Source organism: Pedobacter sp. W3I1 (assembly GCF_030816015.1).
Lineage (GTDB): Bacteria > Bacteroidota > Bacteroidia > Sphingobacteriales > Sphingobacteriaceae > Pedobacter.
On record NZ_JAUSXN010000001.1, the window covers coordinates 906,854 to 933,603 of the forward strand.

24 protein-coding genes and 1 tRNA gene are annotated in these 26,750 nt (G+C 37.7%); 8 read left to right on the top strand and 17 right to left on the bottom strand.

Annotation, left to right across the window (positions count from 1 at the left end; genetic code table 11):
* Positions 1 to 25 precede the first annotated feature (25 nt).
* The 3 genes from QF042_RS03960 to QF042_RS03970 all read left to right on the top strand — a co-directional run bounded on the left by QF042_RS03960 (position 26) and on the right by QF042_RS03970 (position 2,069).
* On the top strand, positions 26 to 1,279 hold the full coding sequence (locus tag QF042_RS03960) for a pyridoxal phosphate-dependent aminotransferase (protein WP_307525553.1): 1,254 nt from the start codon (positions 26 to 28) through the stop codon (positions 1,277 to 1,279).
* A 293-nt stretch (positions 1,280 to 1,572) separates the two neighbouring features.
* Entirely contained in the window at positions 1,573 to 1,779 is a 207-nt protein-coding gene (locus QF042_RS03965; RefSeq protein WP_307525556.1) for a DUF2683 family protein, read from the top strand.
* Positions 1,779 to 2,069: a type II toxin-antitoxin system RelE/ParE family toxin gene (locus tag QF042_RS03970; RefSeq protein WP_307525558.1), complete on the top strand. Its 291-nt coding sequence runs from the start codon at positions 1,779 to 1,781 to the stop codon at positions 2,067 to 2,069. The genes QF042_RS03965 and QF042_RS03970 overlap by 1 nt, the downstream gene beginning before the upstream one ends.
* Before the next feature lie 104 nt (positions 2,070 to 2,173).
* On the opposite strand, the gene QF042_RS03975 is transcribed toward QF042_RS03970, so the two are convergent.
* The 5 genes from QF042_RS03975 to QF042_RS03995 all read right to left on the bottom strand — a co-directional run bounded on the left by QF042_RS03975 (position 2,174) and on the right by QF042_RS03995 (position 7,000).
* Entirely contained in the window at positions 2,174 to 3,598 is a 1,425-nt protein-coding gene (locus tag QF042_RS03975; RefSeq protein ID WP_307525560.1) for an RtcB family protein, read from the bottom strand.
* Between the two features lie 4 nt (positions 3,599 to 3,602).
* The gene (locus QF042_RS03980; protein ID WP_307525561.1) at positions 3,603 to 4,664 is read right to left on the bottom strand and encodes a DNA polymerase beta superfamily protein; all 1,062 of its coding nucleotides are present in this window, start codon (positions 4,662 to 4,664) and stop codon (positions 3,603 to 3,605) included.
* The gene (locus QF042_RS03985) at positions 4,654 to 5,415 is read right to left on the bottom strand and encodes a nucleotidyltransferase domain-containing protein (protein WP_307525563.1); all 762 of its coding nucleotides are present in this window, start codon (positions 5,413 to 5,415) and stop codon (positions 4,654 to 4,656) included. Before QF042_RS03985 ends, QF042_RS03980 begins: the two co-directional genes overlap by 11 nt.
* A gap of 173 nt (positions 5,416 to 5,588) precedes the next feature.
* Positions 5,589 to 6,575 (bottom strand): slipin family protein, encoded by a 987-nt coding sequence (locus QF042_RS03990; protein ID WP_307525565.1) that lies wholly within the window; start codon positions 6,573 to 6,575, stop codon positions 5,589 to 5,591.
* Between the two features lie 362 nt (positions 6,576 to 6,937).
* Positions 6,938 to 7,000, bottom strand: a tRNA-Ser gene (locus tag QF042_RS03995).
* A 598-nt stretch (positions 7,001 to 7,598) separates the two neighbouring features.
* Here QF042_RS03995 and QF042_RS04000 point away from each other — a divergent pair.
* A complete protein-coding gene (locus QF042_RS04000) occupies positions 7,599 to 8,636 on the top strand; it encodes a YafY family protein (protein WP_307525567.1) in 1,038 nt (345 codons plus the stop codon).
* A 92-nt stretch (positions 8,637 to 8,728) separates the two neighbouring features.
* On the opposite strand, the gene QF042_RS04005 is transcribed toward QF042_RS04000, so the two are convergent.
* A complete protein-coding gene (locus tag QF042_RS04005) occupies positions 8,729 to 10,312 on the bottom strand; it encodes a peptide chain release factor 3 (protein ID WP_307525569.1) in 1,584 nt (527 codons plus the stop codon).
* A gap of 632 nt (positions 10,313 to 10,944) precedes the next feature.
* Between QF042_RS04005 and QF042_RS04010 the strand changes: the two genes are divergently transcribed.
* The 4 genes from QF042_RS04010 (at position 10,945) to QF042_RS04025 (ending at position 14,877) form a co-directional block, all read left to right on the top strand.
* Positions 10,945 to 13,212 carry a helix-turn-helix domain-containing protein gene (locus QF042_RS04010; protein ID WP_307525570.1) on the top strand — a complete coding sequence of 756 codons (2,268 nt, stop codon included), beginning with the start codon at positions 10,945 to 10,947 and terminating at the stop codon, positions 13,210 to 13,212.
* 437 nt (positions 13,213 to 13,649) lie between these two features.
* Complete coding sequence (locus QF042_RS04015) at positions 13,650 to 14,258, top strand: SprT-like domain-containing protein (protein WP_307525572.1); 609 nt, start codon at positions 13,650 to 13,652, stop codon at positions 14,256 to 14,258.
* Between the two features lie 38 nt (positions 14,259 to 14,296).
* The gene (locus tag QF042_RS04020; RefSeq protein ID WP_307525574.1) at positions 14,297 to 14,533 is read left to right on the top strand and encodes a DUF433 domain-containing protein; all 237 of its coding nucleotides are present in this window, start codon (positions 14,297 to 14,299) and stop codon (positions 14,531 to 14,533) included.
* Positions 14,533 to 14,877 carry a DUF5615 family PIN-like protein gene (locus QF042_RS04025; protein WP_307525576.1) on the top strand — a complete coding sequence of 115 codons (345 nt, stop codon included), beginning with the start codon at positions 14,533 to 14,535 and terminating at the stop codon, positions 14,875 to 14,877. Before QF042_RS04020 ends, QF042_RS04025 begins: the two co-directional genes overlap by 1 nt.
* Here QF042_RS04025 and ade read toward each other — a convergent pair whose 3' ends face one another.
* The 11 genes from ade to accC all read right to left on the bottom strand — a co-directional run bounded on the left by ade (position 14,878) and on the right by accC (position 26,708).
* Positions 14,878 to 16,515, bottom strand: coding sequence for an adenine deaminase (gene ade / locus QF042_RS04030; RefSeq protein WP_307525578.1), 1,638 nt, complete (start codon positions 16,513 to 16,515; stop codon positions 14,878 to 14,880).
* A gap of 88 nt (positions 16,516 to 16,603) precedes the next feature.
* On the bottom strand, positions 16,604 to 18,160 hold the full coding sequence (locus QF042_RS04035) for a thiamine pyrophosphate-dependent enzyme (RefSeq protein ID WP_307525580.1): 1,557 nt from the start codon (positions 18,158 to 18,160) through the stop codon (positions 16,604 to 16,606).
* Positions 18,105 to 18,581 (bottom strand): thiamine pyrophosphate-dependent enzyme, encoded by a 477-nt coding sequence (locus tag QF042_RS04040; protein WP_307525582.1) that lies wholly within the window; start codon positions 18,579 to 18,581, stop codon positions 18,105 to 18,107. Before QF042_RS04040 ends, QF042_RS04035 begins: the two co-directional genes overlap by 56 nt.
* Before the next feature lie 30 nt (positions 18,582 to 18,611).
* Positions 18,612 to 19,997, bottom strand: a complete 1,386-nt coding sequence (locus QF042_RS04045) for a LutB/LldF family L-lactate oxidation iron-sulfur protein (protein ID WP_373459060.1) — start codon at positions 19,995 to 19,997, stop codon at positions 18,612 to 18,614.
* Between the two features lie 143 nt (positions 19,998 to 20,140).
* Complete coding sequence (locus QF042_RS04050) at positions 20,141 to 20,527, bottom strand: type II toxin-antitoxin system VapC family toxin (RefSeq protein ID WP_307525586.1); 387 nt, start codon at positions 20,525 to 20,527, stop codon at positions 20,141 to 20,143.
* Positions 20,527 to 20,736 carry a DUF2281 domain-containing protein gene (locus QF042_RS04055; RefSeq protein ID WP_307525588.1) on the bottom strand — a complete coding sequence of 70 codons (210 nt, stop codon included), beginning with the start codon at positions 20,734 to 20,736 and terminating at the stop codon, positions 20,527 to 20,529. The genes QF042_RS04050 and QF042_RS04055 overlap by 1 nt, the downstream gene beginning before the upstream one ends.
* A gap of 107 nt (positions 20,737 to 20,843) precedes the next feature.
* Positions 20,844 to 22,478: a M28 family peptidase gene (locus QF042_RS04060; RefSeq protein WP_307525590.1), complete on the bottom strand. Its 1,635-nt coding sequence runs from the start codon at positions 22,476 to 22,478 to the stop codon at positions 20,844 to 20,846.
* Between the two features lie 26 nt (positions 22,479 to 22,504).
* On the bottom strand, positions 22,505 to 22,942 hold the full coding sequence (rpiB, locus tag QF042_RS04065) for a ribose 5-phosphate isomerase B (protein WP_057931793.1): 438 nt from the start codon (positions 22,940 to 22,942) through the stop codon (positions 22,505 to 22,507).
* A gap of 45 nt (positions 22,943 to 22,987) precedes the next feature.
* Entirely contained in the window at positions 22,988 to 23,869 is an 882-nt protein-coding gene (gene tatC / locus QF042_RS04070) for a twin-arginine translocase subunit TatC (protein WP_307525593.1), read from the bottom strand.
* Positions 23,870 to 23,988: 119 nt separating this feature from the next.
* On the bottom strand, positions 23,989 to 25,194 hold the full coding sequence (locus QF042_RS04075; protein WP_307525594.1) for an LVIVD repeat-containing protein: 1,206 nt from the start codon (positions 25,192 to 25,194) through the stop codon (positions 23,989 to 23,991).
* 170 nt (positions 25,195 to 25,364) lie between these two features.
* A complete protein-coding gene (gene accC, locus QF042_RS04080) occupies positions 25,365 to 26,708 on the bottom strand; it encodes an acetyl-CoA carboxylase biotin carboxylase subunit (RefSeq protein WP_307525596.1) in 1,344 nt (447 codons plus the stop codon).
* Between the last annotated feature and the right edge of the window lie 42 nt (positions 26,709 to 26,750).

Here is a 26,750-nt window from a genome sequence, read left to right on the forward strand (position 1 = left end):
ATAAAGGCGATAATAATAATAATATATGAAAGTTTCAGTATTGGCCAATTCATTAATTGGCTCAGAAATTATAAAAATCGGTAATGAGGTTAACGAAATGAAGCGCAAAGGTGCTTCGATCGCTAACTTAACTATAGGCGATTTTGACGCAAACATTTACCCAATCCCAACCGAATTAAAGGCCGGGATTGTGGAGGCATACCATGCCAACCAAACCAATTATCCACCTGCTGATGGTGTTTTACCTTTACGTGAAACGGTTTCGGAATTATTAAAAGATAGATTTGGGTTGGAGTATAACACCAGTAGCATTTTAGTTTCCGGTGGTTCACGCCCTTTAATTTATGCTACTTATCTGGCGTTGATTGATCCTGGAGATACCGTGGTTTTCCCCGCTCCATCCTGGAACAACAACCACTACTCGCACTTAACTTCTGCAAAGACAATTGCGGTAGAAACCGATGCTACGCATAATTTTATGCCAACGGCTGCGCAATTAAAACCACATTTAAAAGGGGCAACCTTATTGGCCTTGTGTTCGCCATTAAACCCAACAGGAACCATGTTCAATGCAGATTCATTAGCTGAAATCTGCGATGCAGTTTTAGAGGAAAATGCAACAAGGGGTGCTGATGAAAAGCCATTGTACATGATGTACGATCAAATTTATTCGCTTTTAACTTTCGGAAAAGAGCATGTAAATCCAGTTTCTTTACGTCCGGCAATGAGACCATTTACTGTTTTTGTTGATGGTAGCTCGAAATGTTTGGCTGCAACGGGTGTACGTGTAGGCTGGGGTTTTGGTCCGGAGGATATTATCAATAGAATGAAGGCTTTGGTTGGCCATATGGGTGCCTGGGCACCAAAAGCTGAGCAAGTAGCCATGTCAAACTATTTTAATGATAAAACACAGGTTGATACTTTTTTAACCAGTTTTAAAGGTCAGATCCAAGACAGTTTAAATGCGCTTTACAACGGGTTTAACGAGTTGAAAAGTGAAGGTTTTAACGTTGATGCCGTGGAGCCAATGGGGGCCATTTATTTAACCATTAAAATCGATTATATCGGGAAAACTACTGAAGACGGTCAGATTTTAAAAGACAGTGCAGATGTAAACTTCTATCTGATCAAAGAAGCAGGAGCAGCTTTGGTCCCATTCTCTGCTTTCGGAAATGAAGATAGCATGCCATGGTTTAGGGCATCGGTTGGTGCCTGTACTTTGCAGGATATTAAAGACATGTTGCCAAGAATTAAAACGGCTTTGAGTAAGTTGAAATAATTACCTATAGATCAATGTAAGCGCTTTTTTTGGAAAGCAATTGTAGTGCTAATAGGTTATTATAGCCCTGCTTTTTGTTCCAACAAAAGCTGAAAAAGCTGTTGTTTCCACTTCAATCAGGTTTATTTAACTTAAGGTTGTACTGATCGGTTTCAGTAAAATGTATCAAAAAACTTCTTCAAAATTAATTGAGGAGGTTTTTTGCTTTTGAATCTTTTGATAGACACTATTTAAGTTTGAAGGTTTTATTTAATAATCCTTAAATTTGTATATTAGTTTAAAATCACATTTATATGGAAACTTACCTTGTACACCCAGATAAAATGCAAGAAAAAGCTTTAAAGGCATTTCTTAAAGCTTTAGAAGTTCCTTATGAAATAAAAAAGAACGATGCCTTGCCCGAGCATGTTAAGTCGGGAATAAGGCAAGGACAAGATGACATCAAAGCTGGAAAAAGCTTTTCTTTAGCAGAATTTAAAGAAAAAATCTCGACAATCTGATGGCCCTGTCTGTAGTCATATCAGAAACAGCATTAAAAACTTTTGAGTCAATCTGTGCTCAAATACATGAAAGACTAGGAGCAAAAGCAGTAAGTGATTTTAAAAAGAATACCATTAAAACCTTAGAGCTAATTGGTCATTCACCTTATATTTTTAAAGAAACTGAATTTGACCCTAATATTAGGCAAGGATTAATTAAAAAGCTCTCCTCTGTGTTTTATGAGATTAAGCCCAATAGAATTGAAGTTCTTTTCTTTTGGGATAATAGGCAAGAACCGATGTTCCTCTAACTTTTTATTCGAAATAAGGCAAAAAACCTCGTAGGTTTTTAAAACCCATGAAGTTAATTTAGACTCCGACTAATGACTTTGGACTTAAGACTCAGAACTCCCAACTAATCCTCCCTGCTTCCATCATCAGCCATTCTCACCATTTTAGGTTCAAATTTTGCCACTACATCAACCAGTTCGGTTTGCGCAGCCATCACTTTATTGATGTCTTTATAAGCCATTGGTGCTTCATCTAAACCTGCGCCAATTAAAGTAACATTATGAGCCTTCAAAATCGCTTTTATATCCGATTTCGTTATCGATTGAATAGCCTTGGTTCTGCTCATTTGTCTACCCGCACCATGAGAGGCTGAATTGATCGCGCTCATTTCACCTTTACCACGCACTAAAAACCCCGGTGCCGTCATACTTCCTGGAATAATTCCCATTACGCCTTTTCCTGCTGGTGTAGCACCTTTTCGGTGAACAATTACTTCTTCACCATCTAGCATTTCTTTCCAGGCAAAATTATGGTGGTTTTCTACCTTGGCCAAAACTTTAGCACCAATGGCTTTGGTTAATCTTTTATGGATCACCTCATGACAGGCAGAGGCATAATCACCGGCTAAATTCATGGCAATCCAATACTCTTGTCCTTCGGCAGAATTTAGATCCAAATAAGCCAGATTTGCTGCCTCTTTAGGAAGCTTACAGATATCTTTCGCCAGTTTGGTATAATGGACAGCAATGGTTGCCCCAAATCCACGTGATCCTGAGTGCGTAAGTAACGCAACGTAACGGCCTTTATCAATATTCAAAATTTCATCACGCTCGGCAAAATCAATAATCCCCCATTCTACAAAGTGATTTCCACCACCCGAAGTACCCAGTTGTGCCCAAGCCTTTCCATGTAAATTTTTAAGAAAAGAAGTAGCGTTGAAAGCCTCGTTTTCTAAAACATCATGATCAGCTCTTTCATTACCTTTAAAATTTTGACCCGCACCAAATTTGGTGAAAGCAATTAATTCGCGTTTATACATGGCATCTTTCCCGAAATAATGTTTCTCTGGAATATCAAAAATACTTAAAGCCATTCTACAACCGATATCTACACCTACACCATAAGGGATAATTGCATTTCTAGTCGCTAATACACCGCCAATTGGTAAACCATAGCCTTGGTGGGCATCGGGCATTAATGCCCCAGCTACCGAAACAGGCAGTTTCATGGCAATATCCATTTGGTTTCGGGCACCTTCTTCTATATAATCGGCACCGAAAATTGAATAATCTTTAGCGTTGTCGATCAGTTCAATGGTCCCGTCTGATTTTGGATTGGCTTCCTCGATCACTGCCGTTGCCAATACACTTAATACCTCGTCATCCAAAAAACTTTCCGGATAATCTTTTACTTTTTTAAATAAGGCCAATAATTCTTTTTCTTCAATATCCGTGAACTTTTCATTCAGGATACCTAAAGCCAGGCCGACTATTTTTCCTTCGGAATAACCTAATTCGATCAGGTCTTTTCCTGTTATGTTATTGTTCATTGTTTTAATTGGCATATAGCTCAGTTCTCATCTCAATAAGTAGCATCTCAATTAACTTAGCATGTGGTTTATCCTGAAGCTTACTTTTTGTTGTTTCTTGTTCTATTTGTAGCATTAGTTTTTCTGCCATTTTTAATACTTCCTCGTAATCAAGTTCTCCTCTTTTTATTAAAAGCAACTCATCCCGATTTTGTCTTTTTACATTTAGTTCTCCATCGCGTACAATCTCGAGCGCTACTTGCAAAAGCCTAATGGTATGCATCATGTTTTTGGCATCATAATCTTTGCCATGGCTTTTATTTAAGCTGTACCTGTCTTCATTTCGTTTTTCTACCCAATCCCAATATTCATTGTACTCTTTGCAGTAAGATGAATAGCTATCCTTATTGAAAAACAAATAGGCAATTTCTTGTTCTCCTGCAGGTATTGACGAGACCGATACTTCATTTGCCGTTTCCTTATTTGCAATCCCCTTATAATTCAATTTCTTCTCCGGATCATAAAACAAAGCATACAGATCTTTAGCATTTGGAATTTTCGATAATCCACAATCAGCTTTCGAAATAGCATTTTTTGCAAGCCAGGTTTTCGCTTTTACAGATGAATAGTTTACTGTGATGAAACAAAAATCCAATATTGTTTTCCGGATTTTAGGCATCGGATTTAATATTTTTTTGTTTAATCCTTTTGCTTTTCTAATTTGTGTTAAAGCATAGCCACCAAAAGTATCCTTACATAACTTGGATAAAATCATGTCAATATTTAGCTTCCCCATTATCGGATGCTTGTATAGGATGCATTCTTCCGGTGTTGCCAAGATTTCCACAATATTTGGATTGTTCTTAATCAATAATTCAATAAAACGGCCAATTTCATAATAAACCTCATCATTAGTTTCATTGCTGATCTGTGGGATATACTTCAGACCAAAAAACATCTCTTTTGGTATATAGTAAATCCCTTTAATATCGGTATCTGATTGTGGAGTATCCAATCCATAAGCTTTGCTACCACTTAAACACTCAAATAAGAGTAGGTTTTTATCCTTTATATCTTTAATCGTCATAATGGTTTATTGTATTTCTAAAAAAGATATCAAGCATTTCCGTATCAAAACTTTCTTTTGGTAAATCTTTAGCGCCTTCGGTACACTTTTTAAATTCATCATCAATATAGCTACTTAGCTCTGGATGTATTTTAATAATATATCCCTCTGCAGAGGTTGCCTTTAGTACAATCAAGTCTTTTACTAAAGTTTGGAGATGTTCTGGCATTAAGTTCAAAAGTGGTCCAATGGTCATTGGTGCTATCGTGTTTTTTTCTAAACACCATTTAGCCGAAAGTAGAGGACGAAGAACATAAAAAAGCTTTTTTATCTTAATTTCATTTTCATTTACTACGGTTTCTAATGCACTATGTGCTATCCCTAAATAATGATTGATATTTGTTTTTCTGTAAAAATAAGATTGACAGAGTGTCCATAAATCATTTCTGAAATTACCCAGTTCATTATAAATGATTGGCGATTGTAACCATTCGAAAGGAGTGGTGTTCGATTTCCGGATCAGTTTAAGCACTTTCCTGATATCCCATCCGTAAATGTCCAGTTCATCATTAATAGGGAAACCTAGTTGATCATCTTTATCCTGAACAGAAAGATAGAAATTAATTGGACGGACATAAATAAAACGTACATCAAAATCGCTGTCTGGTGATGGAAATTCCCATCCCCTGCTACCTGATTCACATGCAAATAATATTTTGATTTCATTTGATCTTTCTATTTCTGCAAGTCTGTTTATTATTGTAGTTTTCATTTTATTTCTTGTTCAATCCTCGGCAGGTAATACTCACCTAACCGAGGGGGTTTCTAAATTTAATTTATTTTACGAAGATTTGTTTCAATTGATCTACAATTTGTCCACTGCCCGATAAGCTGATGTTGTTGATTTTTTCTGCGATTTTCTCTACATACTCCATCTCTTTCAACTTATAACATAGCATTATCTTCCATCAATTTGGCTGTATTCAATAAACTTCTAGTCGATGCAGTTTCTTCTCTCCGTGTAATGATGTTAGCTTGGGCCCTTTTTTCGGCAACTAAAACCTGATTCATAATTTCTTTAACATCACCAGGTAAAACGATGTCTTTAACACCACAGTTGGTTAATTTTACACCCAAATTTTCAACCTTATCCAAGGTGATGGCCATTACCATTTCGGCAATTTTTTCTTTGCTTTCCATCAATTCGTCAAAAGTCATTAAGCCAATACATTCTCTTAATGCCAACTGCATAGTGATGTACAATTGTTTTTCAAATTCTTTGTTCTCTAATAAGGCCTTAATGATGTCATCAACTTTATATTGAATGCTGAAGTTTACCCTCAATTGCGCTTTATCTTTGGTTAAAATTTCTTGTCCGATAATTTCCATATTCAATTGCCTCATATCGGTTTTCAAAACTTGAACAGTAGTGCTATTTTTCCAGTAAACATAGTTTCCTGCTTCCAATATGTTTTCAAATTTACCATCGATAAATAACAAAGCTTTTTCGAAAGATTCTACTTTATAAGCCCTGATGTAATTCAATAATGGTGCTTTTTCTAACAAATTTTTATCAATGGTTTCATCAATTTTGATGTTACTAATATCTACTTTAATAAAATCATATGCAGACAAACCTTTCCAGATGACATGTCTGCCAGCCGTTAAAACGTTCTTGAAATTTTTGTTTTGATAAACCAAGGCCAATTCATTATCGACAACACTTACCAGGTGAATCAAATTTACAAAATCTGCATTTTCTAATAAGATATCCAATTCGGCAACCGTGTAATAATACTCTTTTGCCATATCGTACAAAGTCATGTCTTCACCGAAACCTAACCAGTAAGTTCCCGCTGTTAAAACATTTTTTAATTTTCCTTTTTTAAACACCAATCCAACATAATTGGTGTTAATTGTTACTCTTTTCATGTTTTCTGATGTTTAAGTTATTTCTGTTATTATTTACTATTTTAAAAGCGTTGCGGAAGAACATTTACCTGTTTTCTGCGGAAGTAAAAGTTTATTAAGCTTGTTTAAAAATGAAATCAGGTCTTTCTATTCTGGTATGTGCTCTTTGGCGCATTTTTCTTTTCGATTAACTCATTTGATTTTTAAATCCTTTCTTAAGCACTGATCCTTACTGGGCAAAACACAAATTTGCTTTTTGGATTTCGAAAAATCCTTGAGCCAAATGCAGTTGCGCAACGCTGGTTTTGAGAAATTTAAAGGATCTCTTCTTTTTTGTAATGGATTTTGAGCCCATCACGGCTTACCAATTAGCATTTCCAAAATGGTTGGAAAGCAGGATTCGAACCTGCAACTTTGGTTGTTACTCTAACCCCTGAGTTATTCCGACATATCGGAAGTGGGATTCGAACCCACGACACACAACGTGTTTAGACAATCTATTATAATTCTTATCAGCATATTCTACGCAATTTGCCCGAATACTTTAGGGCTATTCAGAAACCCACAACATTGGATAAGTTTTATTTAGTATTGCCATCCCTTTCGGGATTTCTTTATATTAATCTAATTGTGACAATCTTTACTAATGTAACCCTGTCCGGCGTATCCCGAACAGGGGCTTCATGTTAGTGAATGCTGATCCAGTTAAAACCGGAGCAGCATAACTGAGCGCGCATATCATTTAGAACAGTAAATTGTTTCTGTCAATCAGATTGTTGTTATTAATATTTATCAAAGAACTTTATCGACTGGCGACATTACAAAGATGCCACCACCACTACGCGGCTGATTTGCGTAGTAAAAATTATTTTAGTATTAAATAATTAATTATCTGATAATTAGATATATAAATTTAATTTTTTCGTTATATTTTTTCGTTTGCCTTCTAATTACGCAGTTGTATTGCGTAGATGATAAATGCTTTGCTATATTTAGTTAAGCTTTCCGATCAGATGTTTAGTTTGAAACTCAAATTGATTAAAAATGGCAGTAAATAAATTGGCGCTTATCCGGTATAAAACCATCGACGATTGTTTGAAGAACCGTTACCGTAAGTGGACATTGGAGGATCTTATCGAAAAGGTATCAGCAACCTTGTATGAATTGGAGGGAATTACTACGGGAGTAAGTAAACGAACCATTCAGGCAGATATCCAACTTATGCGGAGTGACAAGCTTGGCTACAATGCGCCGATTGTGGTGAAGGATAAACGCTTTTATACCTACGAAGATTCTGGTTTTAGCATTACCAAAGCGCCGATCAATAACGCTGATGTAGATAAAATGAAAGAGATTGTAGGTGTACTGAAACAGTTTAATGCCTTCAATTATTTCGACGAAATGAGTGATATGATTGCCCGTTTAGAAAATAACCTCTACAAATCTACCAAACAGAGTGGCAATAATATTCAATTGGAGAGTAATAAGCTGGTTAAAGGTTTAGAATGTATCCCGCCTTTGTATCAAGCGGTTTTAAATAAACGATCTTTATTAATAGAATATAAATCTTTCAAGGCGCAACAATCTCAACAGGGAATTTACTATCCGTATCTATTGAAAGAATATCGCAACAGATGGTTTTTAATATGTAAAGCGAAAAAGCGGCCAGGGATTTTAAATTTGGCATTGGATAGGATAGTAGAATTTCAGGAATTGCCTAACGAAGAATTTGTAAGTTATCAAGGTGTAGATTTCGATCGATATTACGATGATTTAATTGGTGTAACAAAAAACGAGAGTGACCGTGCACAAAAAGTAATCCTCGAATTTACAAATGATCATGCGCCCTACGTCGTAACGAAACCGATGCATCAATCGCAGGTAGTATTAAGTAAGAACGAGAAAACAACAACTTTTAGGATCGATGTTGTACTAAACTACGAACTGGAACGCGAAATTTTAGGCTTTGGAGAGTGTGTTAAAGTGCTTTCGCCACGATTGTTGATTTCGAAAATTAAAAGGCGTTTGGAACAAACTTCTAGTCAATACGAAACTAAAGAGGAGATGGATATAAATAATTGAATTTTGAATGATTGAATATAGGCAACTCTGTTAATAAATTCTCTCATCTAACATTTCCTCATTCAATCATTCTCAAATTCTCTCATTCAATTCTAGCTCTTAAACTCACTTGTTTTATGGAAATCGATATCAGGATAATCCTGTTTCGTTAAATTAATCATGTATTCGCTATCCGCCAGATAAACTGGATTAGCTTCCTTATCGAAACCGATGTGCTGTTGTTTACGTTTCACAAATTCATCCAGTTTCTTTCTGTCGGCAGAAGTTACCCAACTCGATCGGGTATAACTCAACGTACGGAAACGACATTTTGCACCGTATTCGTGCTCTAACCTGAAATTGATTACCTCAAACTGAAGCTCACCAACTGCACCAATCACTTTCCTGTTTCCCGGCTGCATGACGAATAATTGTGCAACACCTTCATCCGTTAACTGCTCAATGCCTTTTTCCAGTTGTTTGGTACGCATTGGATCCATGTTTTCTACCTCCTTAAAAATAGATGGAGAGAAACTAGGGATTCCTTTAAATTGCAGTTTTTCACCTTCGGTTAAGGTATCGCCGATTTTAAAGTTGCCACTATCGTATAAGCCCACTACATCGCCTGGCCATGCCTCTTCAACAATACTTTTTTCGTTCGCCATAAAGTCCATCGGGTTGGAGAATTTCAGTTTCTTATCCTGACGAGTGTGGTAATAAAATTTATTGCGTTCAAACTTGCCAGAACAAATCCTTAAAAAGGCAATCCTGTCGCGGTGTTTCGGGTCTAAGTTGGCGTGGATCTTAAATACGAAACCACTGAAATTTTTCTCCTCCACCAGTACATCACGTTCTTCTGCTTCCCGATGACGAGGGCTTGGAGCGATATCAATAAATGTATCTAAAAGTTCCTTTATCCCGAAGTTATTAATGGCACTGCCAAAAAATACAGGAGCCACTAAACCATCCGTATATAAATCCTTATCAATTTTACCATAAATGCCATCAACCAATTCAACATCATCTTTCAACGTATTGATTTCGTTTTCTTTCAGGTAATTTAATAAAGATGGGTCATTTAAATCACTGGCCGCCACAACCGAATCGGTTACTTTGGTTTTATCCGAATTGAATAAATTTAAATGTTTGTTATAAATGCTATAAACGCCTTTAAAAGTGTGCCCCTGACCGATAGGCCATGAAAGCGGGCAAAGACTGATGTTTAATTTCTCTTCAATTTCGTCCAGTAAATCGTAAGCCTCTTTACCTTCACGGTCCATTTTGTTGATGAAAATGATTACCGGAGTGTTACGCATACGGCAAACCGACATCAGTTTTTCGGTCTGTTCCTCCACACCCTTTACACAGTCGACAACCAAAATCACACTATCAACCGCTGATAAAGTTCTGTAGGTATCTTCAGCGAAATCCTTGTGACCGGGTGTATCCAAAATATTGATGCGTTTGCCACTGTATTCGAAACCCATTACCGAAGTAGCCACTGAAATACCACGCTGCTTTTCAATCTCCATAAAATCGGAGGTATTACTTTGGTTCGCTTTGTTCCTTTTTACCGCACCAGCAGTGTTGATAGCACCACCAAAAAGCAGAAATTTTTCTGTCAGTGTGGTTTTGCCCGCATCGGGGTGACTAATAATGGCAAAGGTTTTACGTTTTTCTATTTCAGGGTTAAGCATAATAAAATTTTGGGTGTAAAGAGTGATGAAACCTTGTTAAAGGAATTTAACAGCGATAAGATTTGAATATTGTTGTTTCATCAGGCCGCAAAGATAATAAAAAGCTTTATCATTAATTGTTAGGTTGTTGTATTGTTTTGTTGTGGGGGTGGGTATTTTGAAAAGCAGCGAAAGTGGTTCTTTTGTTATTGCAGCCCTGCCATACACTATAGCTCCGATATCCCGATGTGAAATCGGGACGGAGGCTGCCGTTTCTGTCAGGTTTAGAGAACTTCTCTGGCAGTCCTATTTGAGGTAGTTAATTCCGATAATTGAGATATAGTGAACTGTTCAGCCTTTTGATAAATAAAAAAGCATTGTCATCCTGAGCTTGTTGAAGGGCAAATGTTTTATTTGTTTAACTATTAAGAGGTCTTCGACTACTTGTTCCGACTATTCGGGAGGCTCAGACTGACAACTCCTGCATTTAAAGTAAATAAGGTTTTGGAGATCCAAAATGTGGATTGAATAAGTACTAACTGAAAATTATCGGCCAAAAAATAAAATTTCTTATCAATCATTGTTTAATTTTGTGCTAAAATGTTTAGCTTTATTCATCCCTCCGTTTATTGTAAACTAAAATTTTACTGCCGATGCCTACTTTGGAAGAAACTTCTATGCCCGCAGAAATTGCGGCTAAATTTGTTAATTATACCTCAAAACATGTTTTTTTGACCGGAAAAGCAGGTACAGGTAAAACAACTTTTTTACGGAAACTGATTAAACTTACGCATAAAAAAGCCTTAATTGTAGCACCAACGGGTATTGCTGCAATCAATGCGTCAGGAGTAACCATCCATTCGCTTTTTCAGCTCCCCTTCGGTTCTTTCTTTCCAGATGCTGCAGGAGGATTGATCAATGAAAATATCAATTTCAACTTCAATACGCCCAAAACATTAGTAAAACATTTAAACATGCAGGGCAATAAACGCCGCATGCTGCAGGAACTGGAGCTGCTCGTAATCGACGAGGTGAGTATGCTGCGGGCCGATATGCTCGATGCCATTGATTTTGCTTTGCGGTATGTTCGCCGGAATAGAAATCTTCCATTCGGAGGGGTACAGTTGTTATTTATTGGCGATTTGCACCAGTTGCCGCCCGTGGTAAAAAATGATGAGTGGCGCATTATGGCCAAGTTTTACAAGAGCATTTATTTTTTCGATGCACTGGCCCTGCAGGATAATCCCCCGGTTTACATTGAACTGGATAAAATTTATCGTCAGGATGATGCTGTTTTTATCGATCTGCTGAACAACCTAAGGAACAACAAAATTACTGCTGAAGATACCGCATTACTAAGACAGCATTTCAAACAGGATTTTAAACCCTCGGCAGATGAAAATTATATTACTTTAACCACCCATAACAATAAAGCGGATAGCATTAACCGTGAAAGATTAACCCAGCTGAAAACCAAATCTTACTTTTTTGATGCAAAGATTCAGGGTGAATTCAATGAATATGCTTACCCGAATGATAAAAGTTTAGAATTAAAGGTAGGTGCACAGGTAATGTTCATTAAAAATGACATGACTGCTGAAAAGCGGTATTATAATGGTAAGATCGGCGTGGTGCACCATATTGAAAAGGATGTAGTTGAAATTGAATTGCCTGAAGACAAAGTAGTAATCCAGATTTCGCCTTACACTTGGGAGAACGTAAAATATAAATTGGATGAAGGAACCAACGAAATCAAAGAAAATGTAGCAGGTTCGTTTATCCAATACCCGATTAAGCTGGCCTGGGCAATCACCGTACACAAGAGCCAGGGTCTAACCTTTGATAAGGCCATTATTGACGTAGGTGATGCATTTGCACCTGGACAGGCTTATGTCGCCTTGTCGCGTTTACGCTCTTTGAAGGGCTTGGTTTTAACTTCTCATCTTCGCGAGAGTGGTTTGCAACAGGATCAGAATGTGCATTATTTTTCTAAAACGAAACAACCTTCAGAGGTGCTCAACGAGCAGATCAGTATTGAAAGTTATACTTTTATCCGCAGTTATCTGCTTGCTGCATTTGATCTGAACCTGATCCGTTACTATTTAAAAGAACACCGTCAGACTTTCGATAAAAGTGAAAAATCAGCCAAGCAAAGGCATGAAGATTGGACTGATACCCTTTATACCGACTTTCAAAAAATAACCGCCACAGCAGATACTTTTGTTAATCAGCTGAAAAATCTCTTCGCACAACAAACCGAGCATACTTTATTTAATGTATCGAAAAGGGTGGAGGCTGCCTTAAAATATTTTAATCCGCTGGTTAAGGAGATTTCAGATCGTTTTCTGGCTCAAATTGAGGTAATAAAGGAAGAAAAGCAAATTAAAACCTATGTTACGGAACTGTTAGAACTCGAAATTTTAGTGTACGAGCAACTAAAAAAAATGCATAAAAGCAAAGCATTGTTGCAGGCGCTCATTGCAGGGAAAGAGTTTAGCAAGGCCGATACCGATGCACTGTTAAATACGGTTGAAAGAAACAATCAGCTCCAAAAAGCAATCCAGCTAAAAGGAGAAACACTTAAGGTAAAATCTGCAGCAGAGAAAAAGAAAAAAGAGCCAAAAATAGATACAAAACTGGTAAGTTTCGAGCTTTACGAGCAAGGCAAAACCATAGAAGAAGTTGCAAAAGAACGAGGTTTTTCTGTCGGTACCATTGAAGGCCATCTGGCCTATTATGTTTCTACACAACAATTGGATGTAACCAAACTGGTAAAGGCCAATAAAATCAAAAACATTAGCGATGCAATAGAAAGTCAGAAAACAAAATCCATGGCTACCATAAGGGAGTTTTTAGGTAAAGATTATTCTTTTGGTGAGATTAAATTGGTGCTGGCATCTTTGTTTCCATCCGAAGAATAAAATGGTTTAACCACAGAGAAAGCAGAGAGCAGAAAGCGTTATGGAAGAAGATTTATTAACAAGAACCATTATATGATTGGCTATAGATGTTCATACAGCTCCTGGGTCAGGATTACTGGAGAGTGCTTGTAAAGAATGTTTGTTCTATAAATCTGATCGTCATGCTGAACTTGTTTCAGCATCTTTCCTGCCAGATAGACCCTGAAATGAATTCAGGGTGACGACTGTATGTTTAAGTATTTACAGAACATTTTTCCCAAAGCAGATTATTTATCTATTGAGTTTATAAACTTTGTTGTAAATGGTTATTAAACTTGCCTCTGTTTTCTCTATGTAAACTCCGTTAACTCTGTGTTTAAGCCATTAAAAATCTGTTTTCTAGGTAAATATTTGTGTGCTCCGTGGTTAAAAACCTAAAAATATTTATCTTAGCAATTGTGGAGAAAGTTAAAGTTTTAGCGCAGTACATGCCAGAACCAGCGGCACCGCTAATTGCAAAGTGGATAGATTATTTTCAGTGTGAATTTAAGATTGCTAAAACCCGTTCTACAAAACTGGGTGATTATCGACATCCTTATCAAGGTAAAGGCCACCGCATTTCGGTAAATTTCAATCTCAACCATTACGCTTTTCTGGTTACCACAGTGCATGAGTTTGCCCATTTACTCACCTGGAACGATTTCAAGAATAAAGTGAAACCGCATGGCACAGAGTGGAAGAAGAACTTCCAGCGGATGATGGTTCCCTTTTTTGACATGAATATCTTTCCAGCCGATATTCACAAAGCGATTGATAATTATATGGCGAACCCTGCGGCATCCAGCTGTTCCGATCTACATTTATCGCGTGCCTTAAAAAAGTATGATAGTAATAAAACGGAAACTTTACATTTAGAGCAGCTTCCTATTCATGCCAACTTTAAAATCAAAGATGGTCGCCGTTTTACCAAAGGCGAAAGGATCAGAAAACGATACCGTTGTATCTGTTTAGATGATAAACGAATATACTTATTTAATCCTTTGGCCGAAGTTTTTGTGGTGGAATAAGATTACAGTAATTTAAACAAATTGATTAACTTTAAGGTATGGAAAAGATTTTTGACCGTATATATATAGATGCAAATATTTGCGGCGGAAAACCTATTATAAGAGGTAAACGGATTACAGTACAAACTATAATGGAATTTTTGGCTGCAGGTGAAACTCAAGAAGAAATTTTAAAGCAATACCCGTCTTTAGAAACAGAAGATATTACGGCTTGTATGCTTTATGCAACTGAATTAATGAACCATAGTTTTATAATCAAGCAAGCTGTAGCTTAATGCAAAAGATTTTCTTGATTGATGTAAATTTGCCCCGGTTCTTTTCTTTGTGGAATACTGTGGAATATATTCATCAATATGATCTTGGTGATGAATGGTCTGATACAGAAATTTGGAAATTTGCTGAATCTGAAAATTTAACCATTATAACTAAAGATAGCGATTTCTCTTCTCGAATTTTACTTCATAATCCACCGCCAAAAGTGATTCATATCAAAGTTGGTAATATGAAAATGAAGCAATTTCATGAAATTCTAAATAAGCTCTGGCCACAAGTAATTGAGCTTAACAAAGATTTTAAGTTAATCAACGTGTTTTCTGATCGAATTGAGGGAGTGAAGTAATTACACAAACTTAAACTCATCACCATCAAATAAACCTTTATCGCTTAATTTTAAGCGTGGGATCACCAATAAAGCCATAAAAGAAAGCGTCATAAAAGGTGCAAGTAAGGTAGAACCCAGGTCTTTCGCAAACTGATCTATGGAGGTATAACTTTCAGCCACCTGATAACCGTTATGGTTGCTCATTAAGCCTGCTACTGGTAAGGCTAAAACTTCTTTTTTCCCATTGCCCAAAGCGGCAATACCGCCTGTTTCTTTGATTACCAAATTTACAGCTTCAGAGATACTTTTGTCATCTACACCAACTGCAATAATGTTATGACTATCATGGGCAACGCTTGAGGCAATGGCACCTTCTTTTAGGCCAAAGTTTTTTACGAAAGATATTGCAATCGGTGCATCATGATAACGGTTTACGACCACCATTTTCAAAACATCGTTTTCCAGATCACTAATGATGTTTTGATTTAAAACTTTTGGTTTGGCAGATATCCGGTTGGTAATCAATTGCCCGTCTAATGCTTCAATAACCGGAATTTCTTTTTGTCTGGTAAAAGGATAAATAAAATCTTCCTCCTTTTTCAAACTGCAATCGAAATGGTTTACCGATTCGCGATCTTCGACATGTTTTACCCAATTGCCCACTGTTTTTCCATTTTCGGCAAGCAATAAGCCATTAATATAGGTTTGTTTAACCTTGAAATTTTTTAAATCTTCTAGAATGATAAAATCTGCATCATCATTAATCTGCAATGAACCAACATCTAGTTTGTAATGAAGAATTGGATTGATACAGGCTGCCTGTAGGATATTGAAAATATCGATTCCCTTTTCTACTGCCCTTGCACAAAGCTGATTAATATGGTTTTCGACCAAACTATCAGGATGTTTATCGTCGCTGCAGAACATCATCATTTCCGGCCAATCGTTCAGTAGATCGATCAGTGCTTCGAAATTTTTGGCTGCGCTTCCTTCACGGATAAGAATTTTCATACCACGTTGCAGTTTATCCAGCGCCTCTTCTGCGGTAAAACATTCATGATCGGTAGAAATTCCGGCGTTGATGTATTGTTGAACAGCATCGCCACGTAAGCCCGGGGCATGTCCATCAACAGGTTTACCTAACTGGTGGGCAGCAGCAATCTTTTTTAAAACTTCTTCGTCTTTATAAAGCACACCTGGAAAATTCATCATTTCGCTGAGGTATTTTATTTCAGGACGTTCTAAAAGGGCCTTTACATCATCATGATTTAATTCAGCACCAGCAGTTTCGAAAATCGTAGCGGGAACGCAGCTCGGTGCGCCAAAATTAAATTTAAAAGGGACGGTATTGCCATTCTCGATCATAAATTCTACGCCTGCCATTCCGCAAACATTGGCAATTTCGTGCGGATCACTGATGGTAGAAACGGTTCCATGAACAACTGCCAACCGCGCAAATTCACTTGGAATTAACATGCTACTTTCGATGTGCACATGGCTATCAATAAAGCCTGGCGAAATAAAATGAGCACCTTCTTTCTGTTCAGAGATTTTAGAGATTGATTTTATTTTTCCATCTTCGACCTCTACTTCGCCAAAGAAAATATTTCGCTTTGTAATGTTGATGATATTTCCTTCGACTTTAAAATTGCCCATGTATTTTTTGTTTAACCGGTTAATTGTACAAATCGGTTAACTGTATGACACAATTAACCAATTTAAACAGTTTATACAATTAACCTTCTCAATATTTCAATAATTTATCAATTGTTTCTGCTAACCTTGCTTTAGCTAAAAAATCTTCTTCTAATACTTTACTCATTGGAATGGCGGTATCTAAGCTCGCACAGCGCATTACCGGAGCATCCAGATAAGCGAAACAGTGCTCTCCAATCCATGCAGATAATTCTGCACCAAAACCGTTTGTTAAGGTGTCTTCATGCAAAATTAAAATTCTTCCGGTTGCTTTAACAGCTGCCCTTACAGCTTCTTTATCCCAGGGCTGTAGTGTGCGCAGATCAAGTAATGTTGCACCACTTTCAGGATGTTGCTTCAGGTAATCTAAGGCCCAATGTACACTGAGGCCATAAGTAATAATCGCAAATTTATCTCCTTTGGCAAGCCTAACCGCTTTGCCAATCTCCGTAGTATAATAACCATTAGGAACAGGAGCGCTTAAACTTCTGTAGAGGTATTTATGCTCGAAATAAAGCACTGGATTTGGATCTTCGATTGCAGCCAATAGTAAACCTTTAGCATCTTCGGGGAAAGCGGGATATACGACTTTCAATCCTGGTGTTTTGGTAAACCAGGCCTCATTACTTTGGGAGTGAAACGGCCCAGCGCCTGTTCCGGCACCTGTAGGCATGCGCACCACCACATCGGCCTTTTCGCCCCAGCGGTAGTGTGTTTTGGCCAGGTTATTCACAATCTGATTAAAGCCTACGGTTACAAAATCGGCAAATTGCATTTCTACAACAGCTTTATAACCATTTATGGATAGGCCCAAAGCCGCCCCCACAATGGCCGATTCGCAAATAGGCGTATTACGCACCCTGCCTTTGCCATATTTAGCGGTAAAACCACCCGTAATTTTAAAAGCGCCACCATAATCAGCAATATCCTGGCCCATTAAAACCAGGTTAGGATACTTTTGCATGGCCAAGTCCAAACCATCGGTTATAGCATCTAAATATCTTTTTTCAATGGAAGATTGATTGGGTTGGATAACCTGTTGCACGTAGGGGAAATACATATCCTTTAGCTCCTGCTCAGCATTAGCAATCGGCTCATCTTCGTTAAAAGCTTCTTCAATTTCCAGTTCAATATCTCTTTTAACCTGAATTTTAATATCAATAACGGTATCCGGTGTTAAAATACCCTGTTCAATTAAATACGCTTCGTAATTACTTAGCGGATCTTTCTTTTCCCACTCGTCAAACAGTTCTTGCGGAACGTATTTAGTGCCCGATGCTTCTTCATGCCCTCGCATTCGGAAAGTAAGACATTCTACCAAAACCGGTCTTGGATCTTTTCGGATTTCCATAGCCAGCTGGTTGATGGTATCATAAACCTCTAAAATATTATTCCCGTCTATCTGAATACCCTCTATGCCATAACCAATGGCTTTATCTACCAAATTTTTACACCTGAACTGCTCTGATTTTGGAGTGGAAAGGCCATATCCATTATTTTCGATCAGAAAAATAACAGGAAGGTTCCAAACTGCGGCAACATTTACCGCCTCATGAAAATCGCCTTCGCTGGTTGCCCCTTCTCCGGTGGTAAACCAAAGTAGCATGGGGTTGATTGCGTAAAATATCAGCCAGCGCGATACCATCAGCTAAGGCCATCTGCGGACCAAGGTGGGATATCATGCCGATAATTTTATATTCTTGTGTGCCGAAATGAAAAGAGCGGTCGCGGCCTTTGGTGAAGCCGGTAATTTTGCCCTGCCATTGCGCCATTAATTTTTTTAAGGGAATATCTCGTGAAGTAAAAACACCCAAATTACGGTGCATGGGCAAAATGTACTCATCACTTTGCATGGCCAAGGCACTACCAACTGCAATGGCTTCCTGGCCAATGCCCGAAAACCATTTGCCAATCCTGCCCTGACGCAAAAGCTTGAGCATTTTGTCTTCAACCATCCGAGGGTAAAGTAATCTTCTGTATAAGTTCAGTAAGAACTTGTCGTCTTTATCACCTCTGTTAAATTGCATATCTGGTTATTCTGACTAATTAGCCCTAACTTAAGACTCCTTACTTTTTTTCAATTCTTCCCATTGTTTTGCAAAAGATTTATCGGCAACTTTAGGCATCTCCCGGTATTTGCCCCAGCTCTTTTTGAAGAATCTTTTGAGCATAAAGTTTTTAAACTTTCCACCGAAGAAATCCATCCATTTGCGTTTTAGCATCATTCTGCTGAACATGTTCCAGCCGATTTCTTCTTTTTTGCCATTTTCGTGTCCTGCGGCAGCATCTCTACGGTTAAGTAAGAGCATTTTATGGATATCGATTTTTACCGGGCAAACCTCTGAACATTTGCCGCAAAGACTAGATGCATAGCTTAAATGTTTAAATTCTTCCATGCCCTTTAAATGGGGAGTAATAACCGAACCAATTGGGCCACTATAGGTTGTATTATAAGTATGGCCACCAATATTTTTGTACACCGGGCAAGCATTTAAGCAGGCACCACAACGGATGCAGTACAAGCCCTGCCGCTGGTCTTTTTGTGCCAATAAATTGGTACGGCCATTATCCAGCAAAATCACATACATTTCCTCTGGCCCATCTGTTTCATTGGGTTGGCGTGGACCGCTTAAAATAGTATTATAAACCGTTAAGTTTTGCCCGGTTCCGTGCGATGCCAATAAAGGCCAGAATAGATCCAGATCAGCAATAGAAGGAATTACCTTTTCAATGCCTACAATAGCAATATGAATTTTAGGGAAAGTTGTACTTAAACGTGCATTGCCTTCATTTTCGGTAAGCGCAATACTTCCGGTATCGGCAATTAAAAAGTTTCCACCACTAATACCGATATCAGCGGTAAGGTATTTATCGCGGAGTAATTCTCTTGCTTTTTGTACGAGCTGAGGAGGAGTGGCATCGATAGGTGTGCCAAATTTATCGTGAAATAATTGTGCAATATCTGTTGCACTGAGGTGCATGGCCGGGGTAACAATATGATATGGCGCCTGACCAAGCAATTGAACAATGTACTCGCCCAAATCGCTTTCTAAAGATTCGATGTTGTTCTTTTCCAGAAAATCGTTTAAGTGAATTTCCTCGGTGGTCATCGATTTTGATTTAATAACTGTTTTACCGTTGTTTCTTTTGATGATGTTGAGGATTTCCTGTTGTGCTTCTTCGGCATTATTTGCCCAGATCACCTTGCCGCCGCGCCGTTGAAAATTTGATTCGAACTCTGGTAAGAATTTATCGAGGTTTTCCATCACACGCCATTTAATTACGTGTGCCTTTTTTTTGGATGCCTCTAAATTTTCGAATTTTGATAAGCCCCGTTCAACAGCCGCATTGTATTTCCCAATATTATAATTTATGGTTTTACGATGCGGTAAATCGAAAGCTTTCTCGTCAGATTTCTCTAAAAATTCCTCGGCGATATTCATCAATAGTTATTTTGTAATAAGGTAACGAATATTAACTGATTTTAGTTTTTAGCTACTTCGTTATCACATCAAAGATAGGAAACCCTGTTGAGTTTATTTTTAGAAATTAAAACAAAGAAAATTGTTATTTTTCGAATAGATTACTACCAGACAATTCTGGTTGTATATTTTTTAGTTATTTCATCATTGGAAATGAGATCTAAATCTAATTCCATACTGGTTGCAATCATAATTCTGTCAAATGGATCACGATGTATAAATGGTAAATCTTTAAGTATTTTCAATGTTCCGTAATCTATTGGAAGAATGGTAATGTTATTCGTATTACAGGAATCTATGAGTTCATCTAATGAATATTCTAATCGTAATTTCCCAAGAGATTGTTTTATCGTAATTTCCCACAGGCTAGCTATGCTTAAGTAGAGTTGAGTAGTTGAATCTTCTAGAATTTTTCTTGCGGGCTTAGATAATGCAATATTATCATCTTGCATCCAAAGTAAAACATGGGTATCAAGCAAGTATTTTTTCACTACATGTAATCTTTGAAATCATCCAGCGGGGCATTAAAATCATCACCCATTTTCATCTTTCCTTTAAGTAAGCCAAGTTTTCTTTTGGTTTTTTCTTCATCTTTTTTCTTTACTTTCTTTTGTAAAATAAAATCAATAAAGTCTTCTACCTCTTGCTGATAGGCAACAGGGATCATTTTAATTTTTTCTAAAATATGCAACTGATCCATAACTCGCTTTAATCAAAAATAGCATTTTAATATTGAAATATAAAGTTGTAAATCATTGTGCATAAAAAAGCCCCGACATTTTGTCGAGGCTAAGTGTTTTGAATTAATTATTTCTTTGGATTTCCTTTTCCGTCCATATCTACGGCCGGGCGTTTAGCTCTGTTGGCCAGTTCCCATGCGGTAAAGTAGGTTAGTTTAGCTCTTTTGGCTAAAAGTGGAAAATTGATTTTGCTTACTTCGTCACCAGGTTTGTGGTAATCTTGTTGCAACATTCCATCGTAATAGAAGATAATTGGAATGCCCAACTTTGCGAAGTTGTAGTGATCTGAACGGTAATAAATCTGCTCAGGATCTTTTGGATCATCGTATTTATAATCCAGTTTCATTTTGGTATAGGTTGCGTTAACCTGTTCGCTAATATTTGCTAAATCGCTGCTCAACATTTTTGAGCCTACTGAGTAAATGTAGTTTGCTGAATCTGGCGTACCTAAATATTCTTCACCCGTACGGCCAATCATATCCGTATTTAAATCAGCAATGGTGTTTTCAACAGGGAAAACCGGATGCTCCGAATACCATTCAGAACCCCAAAGTCCTTTTTCTTCGCCTACAACAGTCATGAAAAGGAGACTGCGTTTTGAACCTTTTCCTGCTTTTTTGGCGTCAGTAAATGCTTTTGCCATTAATAAAACACCTGTAGTTCCCGATCCATCATCATCAGCTCCGTTGTTTACTTTATCTTTTGCATCCGGATCAGTTACTAAGCCAATATGGTCATAGTGACCGGTAAGGACTAATACTTCTTTTTTAAGTGCCGGATCTGAACCTTCCAAGTAACCCAGAACATTTTCGCATCTAACTGGTGTTTCTGTTTTTGCAGCACTTGCTGAGAAAGGTACGTTTAATACTTGCGAGGCAGGAGCCTGACTATCTGTTATTTTCTTTTGCAGATCAGCCACAGTAGTGTTCGAGGCCTTTAACAGATCGTTTGCCAAAGCAACAGATATCGAGATGCGTGGAATATCGTTTTGTTTTTGAGCTTCGATAGCAGCATTGGTTTTCACCATTACCTTGCCATTTTTAAGGGTTTGCTTGGTGTTTTCAGTTATTCTATCAACAGCCGGATCGATCAGGATAATGGCTTTAACATTATTTTCTGCGAAATATTTTGCCCTGGCCTCAAGTGTAGCACGATAAGCTGCCCTATCAATTCTTGTACCCGGTTTTACGGTCGGATCTCCACCGTTGAACATGATAACCACTTTTCCTTTAATATCGGTACCTGAAAAATCGTTATAAGTGTCTTTCTTTAAACCATAACCGATAAATACAAGCTCGTTGGCTGAGAGAGTAAAACCTTTATCGCTGATTAAGCTGGGAGATACCAAATAATCTTTCTGGTATTCTTTAGGCTGACCGTTAACCGTTAAATGGCTTTCTTTTAAGGTAACATTTACCAAATCAATTTTTTGGAAATAACTGCCATTTACTGGCGCTTTTAAACCCAATGATTTGAAATAATCACGGATATAATCAGCAGCCATCCAGGCGCCTTTTGTTCCTGTTTCACGGCCTTCGTAGGCATCAGAAGCCAATACTGAAAGGTGTTTATACGCATTTTCAGGGCTAATGGCCTTACTGAATTTTATGGCATCCTTATTCGGTATAAGGGGCTTTACCTGACTAAAGCAACTTGCCGTAACAAGCGATGCCAAGCCAAGGGTTAAAAACTTTTTGTTCATTATGATAATAGTTAGTTATTTTCTTGTTAACACGAAATTTTTTCAACCCTGTTCTGGTGACGGCCGCCCTCAAATTCAGTAGTTAAAAAAGTTGTGGTAATTTCTTTGGCCAGTTCTTCTGAAACAAATCTTGCAGGTATACACAAAACGTTTGCGTTATTGTGTTTGCGGACTAAAGAAGCAACTTCATTTTCCCAGCATAAACCTGCCCTGATATGCTGATGTTTGTTCGCGGTGATGGCTACACCATTTGCCGATCCACAAAGTAAAATCCCGTAAGTAAATTCTCCATTTTCTACAGCAGCAGCAACAGGATGGGCAAAATCTGGATAATCAACAGAATTTTCTGAGTAAGTACCAAAATCTTTTACTTCGTAATCCTGTAAAAAATCTTTTAATATTTCTTTGTATTCAAACCCGGCGTGATCCGCTCCAATAGCAATTTTAATTTTTGTATCAGACATTGTCAAATTTATAGAGAATTATAAAATCTATTCGTAATGTTTTTGTTAGTTAGCGTAGAAAGCAGCATCGGCCTTTTTCTTCTTTTTTTCTATGTAGGCTGAAACAAAAATACTCAGTTCATAAAGTAAGAACAATGGCGTAGCTACAATCAGCATCGTCATAATATCAGGCGTTGGCGTAACGATGGCGGCAATAATTAAGATGATTACGGCGGCATACCTTCTGCTTGACCTCATGAGCTTTGGTGTCATCAAGCCAAGTTTCGATAGGATGAAAATAATAACCGGAAGCTCGAAGATAATTCCGGTACCTAAAGTTAAAGTTGCAACAGATGATAGATACGAATCAACTGTGAATGTATTTTTGATTTCGGCACTTACCGTATAACCCGTTAAAAAGTTAACTGATAATGGGCATACTATAAAGTAGCCAAAAAAGATACCGATAATGAAAAGTGCCGAGGCGAAGAATACAAAGCCACTTGCCGATTTACGTTCATTTTCGTGTAACGCTGGTTTAATAAAACGCCAAACTTCCCATAATAAATAAGGGAAACCAACCACGATACCGCACATTACGCAAACATTCAATTGCAGGTTAAACTGACCTGCCATTTCGGTGTTAATAATCTCTCCATTAATTTTAGTGATACACATATCTGCACCAAGTGAAGGAAATTTTTCTACCAGTTTGCACATCATCCTGTAAGTCCAGAAATCGGGCTTTTTTGGGCCAAATATGATTTTATCTAAGATGAATTCATTGAAGTAAAAAGCGATACCCGTAAAAACGGCAATGGCAATTACGGCTCTGATTAAATGTTTACGGAGAACATCCAGGTGATCGAAAAAAGACATTTCTGCCTCTAAGGTGGTGCTCTTTTGCCCGATAGCTTTTGTAAGTGAAGTTTTTTTAGTGTCGCTCATGTTGAAAACAAAAATACCATTCTATTTGAATAGAATGGTATTTACGTGTTAAATATAGAAATAGTTTATATTATTATGAGAAATGACTTTAAAAATAGAAGGTAGCCCTGGTAGTAGTTTTAAAGTTGGTCTTTAATTATGCTCAGTTGCTTTAAATTTGCCGCATCGTTATAATTAAATTGATATACGCCATCTTCTCCGGTAACGATTAAAGATTTAGGACCTGCAATAACATCAAAGCTTTTGATATTAATTAAATGTTGAAGCATGTTATTGCCTATTTTGATTTTATTGGCAATATTAAAGCTCTTTATTCCATAATTACCTTCGCAGAGAAATAAATGATCGCCACTTGTACTTAGGCCGTGTGGGTTTTGCATGGGATAAACTGCAACCTGTTTCGGTTTCGTTGGATCTTCAATATCTACAACTTCTAATTGGTTGCTTGCCTGCATGCACATATTGCCGGTACGTAAAGTAACATAAGCATATTTTCCTTGCACCACTACGGGGTCGCAGGCAAAAATATGGCTGTATGTGGATAACTGTATCGGGTTGGCCGGATCGGTAGCGCTAAAAATGTGCATGCCTCTATTGGTACCTATAAATAATTTGCTTTCGTAAGGAAAGATGGTTTCAACACCCCAACCCAAATTAATAGCCTTCAGGAAAGTTGGGTTTGATGCGGTTTTAACGTCAAACAGACTTAAATTATTCACGCCAACAGTATATAAATAGTCATTCATTAAGGTAAATCTGGCCATCGAGCCACCTTGCCCGGTAGAACTACTTTGCGATAAAGAGTTGCTGCTGTAAGCGGCATCCTTAAATATCCCTTTTTTGTAAGTTTGCTTCTTTACCAGGGTATCTTTATAAGTGTAAAGGTATTTTTGAGCACCCGCCGAATACAATTGATTGAAAACATCAGTTACTCTTTTCACTTGTTTGATACCGTTCAAGTTCGAGATATCAAAAGCCAGTAAGTCAATAAAACTGTCGGCGTAAAGGATATTGTTGTGAATGGCTAAATCTACGTTTCCCGGAATTTTCAGAAAACCCATGTTTACTGGCGCACTCGGATTGGTATTGTTGTAGATATGAATACCTTCATTGGGTTCATTAATGAAGAGATAATCGTTGTAAATGTAAATTTTCCCGGTTCTTTTGGCTGGAATGGCTTTGGTCAATCCTACAGGCAGCGCCCTCATTTCCTGAACAGATATCCTTTTTGCAATCTGTATCATTTCGTACTCATCTTTTTTACAGTTCGTAAATACAGTGAAAACAAGTAGAAGGAGTACTGCGTTAATCAGATTTTTTTTCATATTTGGAGTGGTTTTAATATATAAACGTAACGAATTAAATAATCGCTACAGTTTAGAGTTAAATATTAATTATCAGGTATTTATCCGGCAGTAATTAAAATCTAAAACAATAAAAAAGGCTATCCAAATTATTTGAATAGCCTCCTTATATTATTAAGTATAGAAATCGTTTATCCTTCCGAAAACTCGAACGTTTCCATAAATTTCGTAGTAAAATTTCCTGCTCTGAAGTTCGGATCTTTCATCAACTGCAGATGGAAAGGAATGGTTGTTTTTACACCTTCAATTACAAATTCACCTAAAGCGCGTTCCATCGTACAAATTGCCTCTTCGCGTGTTTGTGCCACACAGATTAATTTGGCAATCATCGAATCGTAGTTAGATGGAATTGAATAGCCAGCATAAACGTGTGTATCAACACGAACACCATGGCCACCCGGAGAGTGGAAATTGGTAATTCGTCCCGGTGATGGACGGAAGTTATTTGCCGGATCTTCTGCATTGATCCGGCACTCAATTGCGTGCATGTTAGGAAAGTAATTTTTACCTGAAATTGGAATTCCGGCAGCAACTTTAATCTGTTCTTTAATTAAATCGAAGTTGATTACCTCTTCTGTAACCGGATGCTCTACCTGGATACGGGTATTCATTTCCATAAAATAGAAGTTACGGTGTTTATCAACCAAAAATTCGATTGTTCCTGCTCCTTCGTAATTTACAGCCATTGCACCTTTAATAGCTGCTTCACCCATTCTTACACGAAGTTCATCTGTCATGAAAGGAGAAGGAGATTCCTCAACCAATTTCTGGTGGCGGCGCTGAATAGAACAATCGCGCTCCGATAAATGGCAGGCTTTACCAAACTGATCTCCGATAATCTGGATTTCAATGTGGCGTGGATCTTCGATATATTTCTCTAAGTATAAACCATCGTTACCAAAGGCTGCACCAGATTCCTGACGGGCACTATCCCATGCATTTTCAAAATCTTCATCTTTCCAAACTACACGCATACCACGGCCACCACCACCGGCAGTTGCTTTTAGGATAACAGGATAGCCCATTTCATTGGCGATTGCAATACCTTCTTTAACGCTGCTCAGCAAGCCTTCAGATCCTGGAATGGTTGGTACACCAGCAATTTTCATGGTTTCTTTTGCAGAAGCTTTATCGCCCATGCCATTAATCTGTTCTGGGGTAGCACCAATAAATTTGATGTTGTACTCGCGGCAAATATTAGAAAACTTAGCATTTTCTGATAAGAAACCATAACCTGGGTGTATGGCATCGGCGTTAGTTAATTCTGCGGCCGAAATGATATTTGGAATATTTAAATAAGAATCTTTACTAGGTGGGGGGCCAATACAAACAGCCTCATCAGCAAAACGTACGTGTAAACTCTCGCGATCTGCGGTAGAGTAAACAGCAACCGTTTTGATGCCCATTTCCTTACAGGTACGGATAATACGCAAAGCGATTTCACCCCTGTTGGCAATTAGTATTTTTTTAAACATAATTTTTTTAATTGATGATTACACCGATTATAGGATTACACT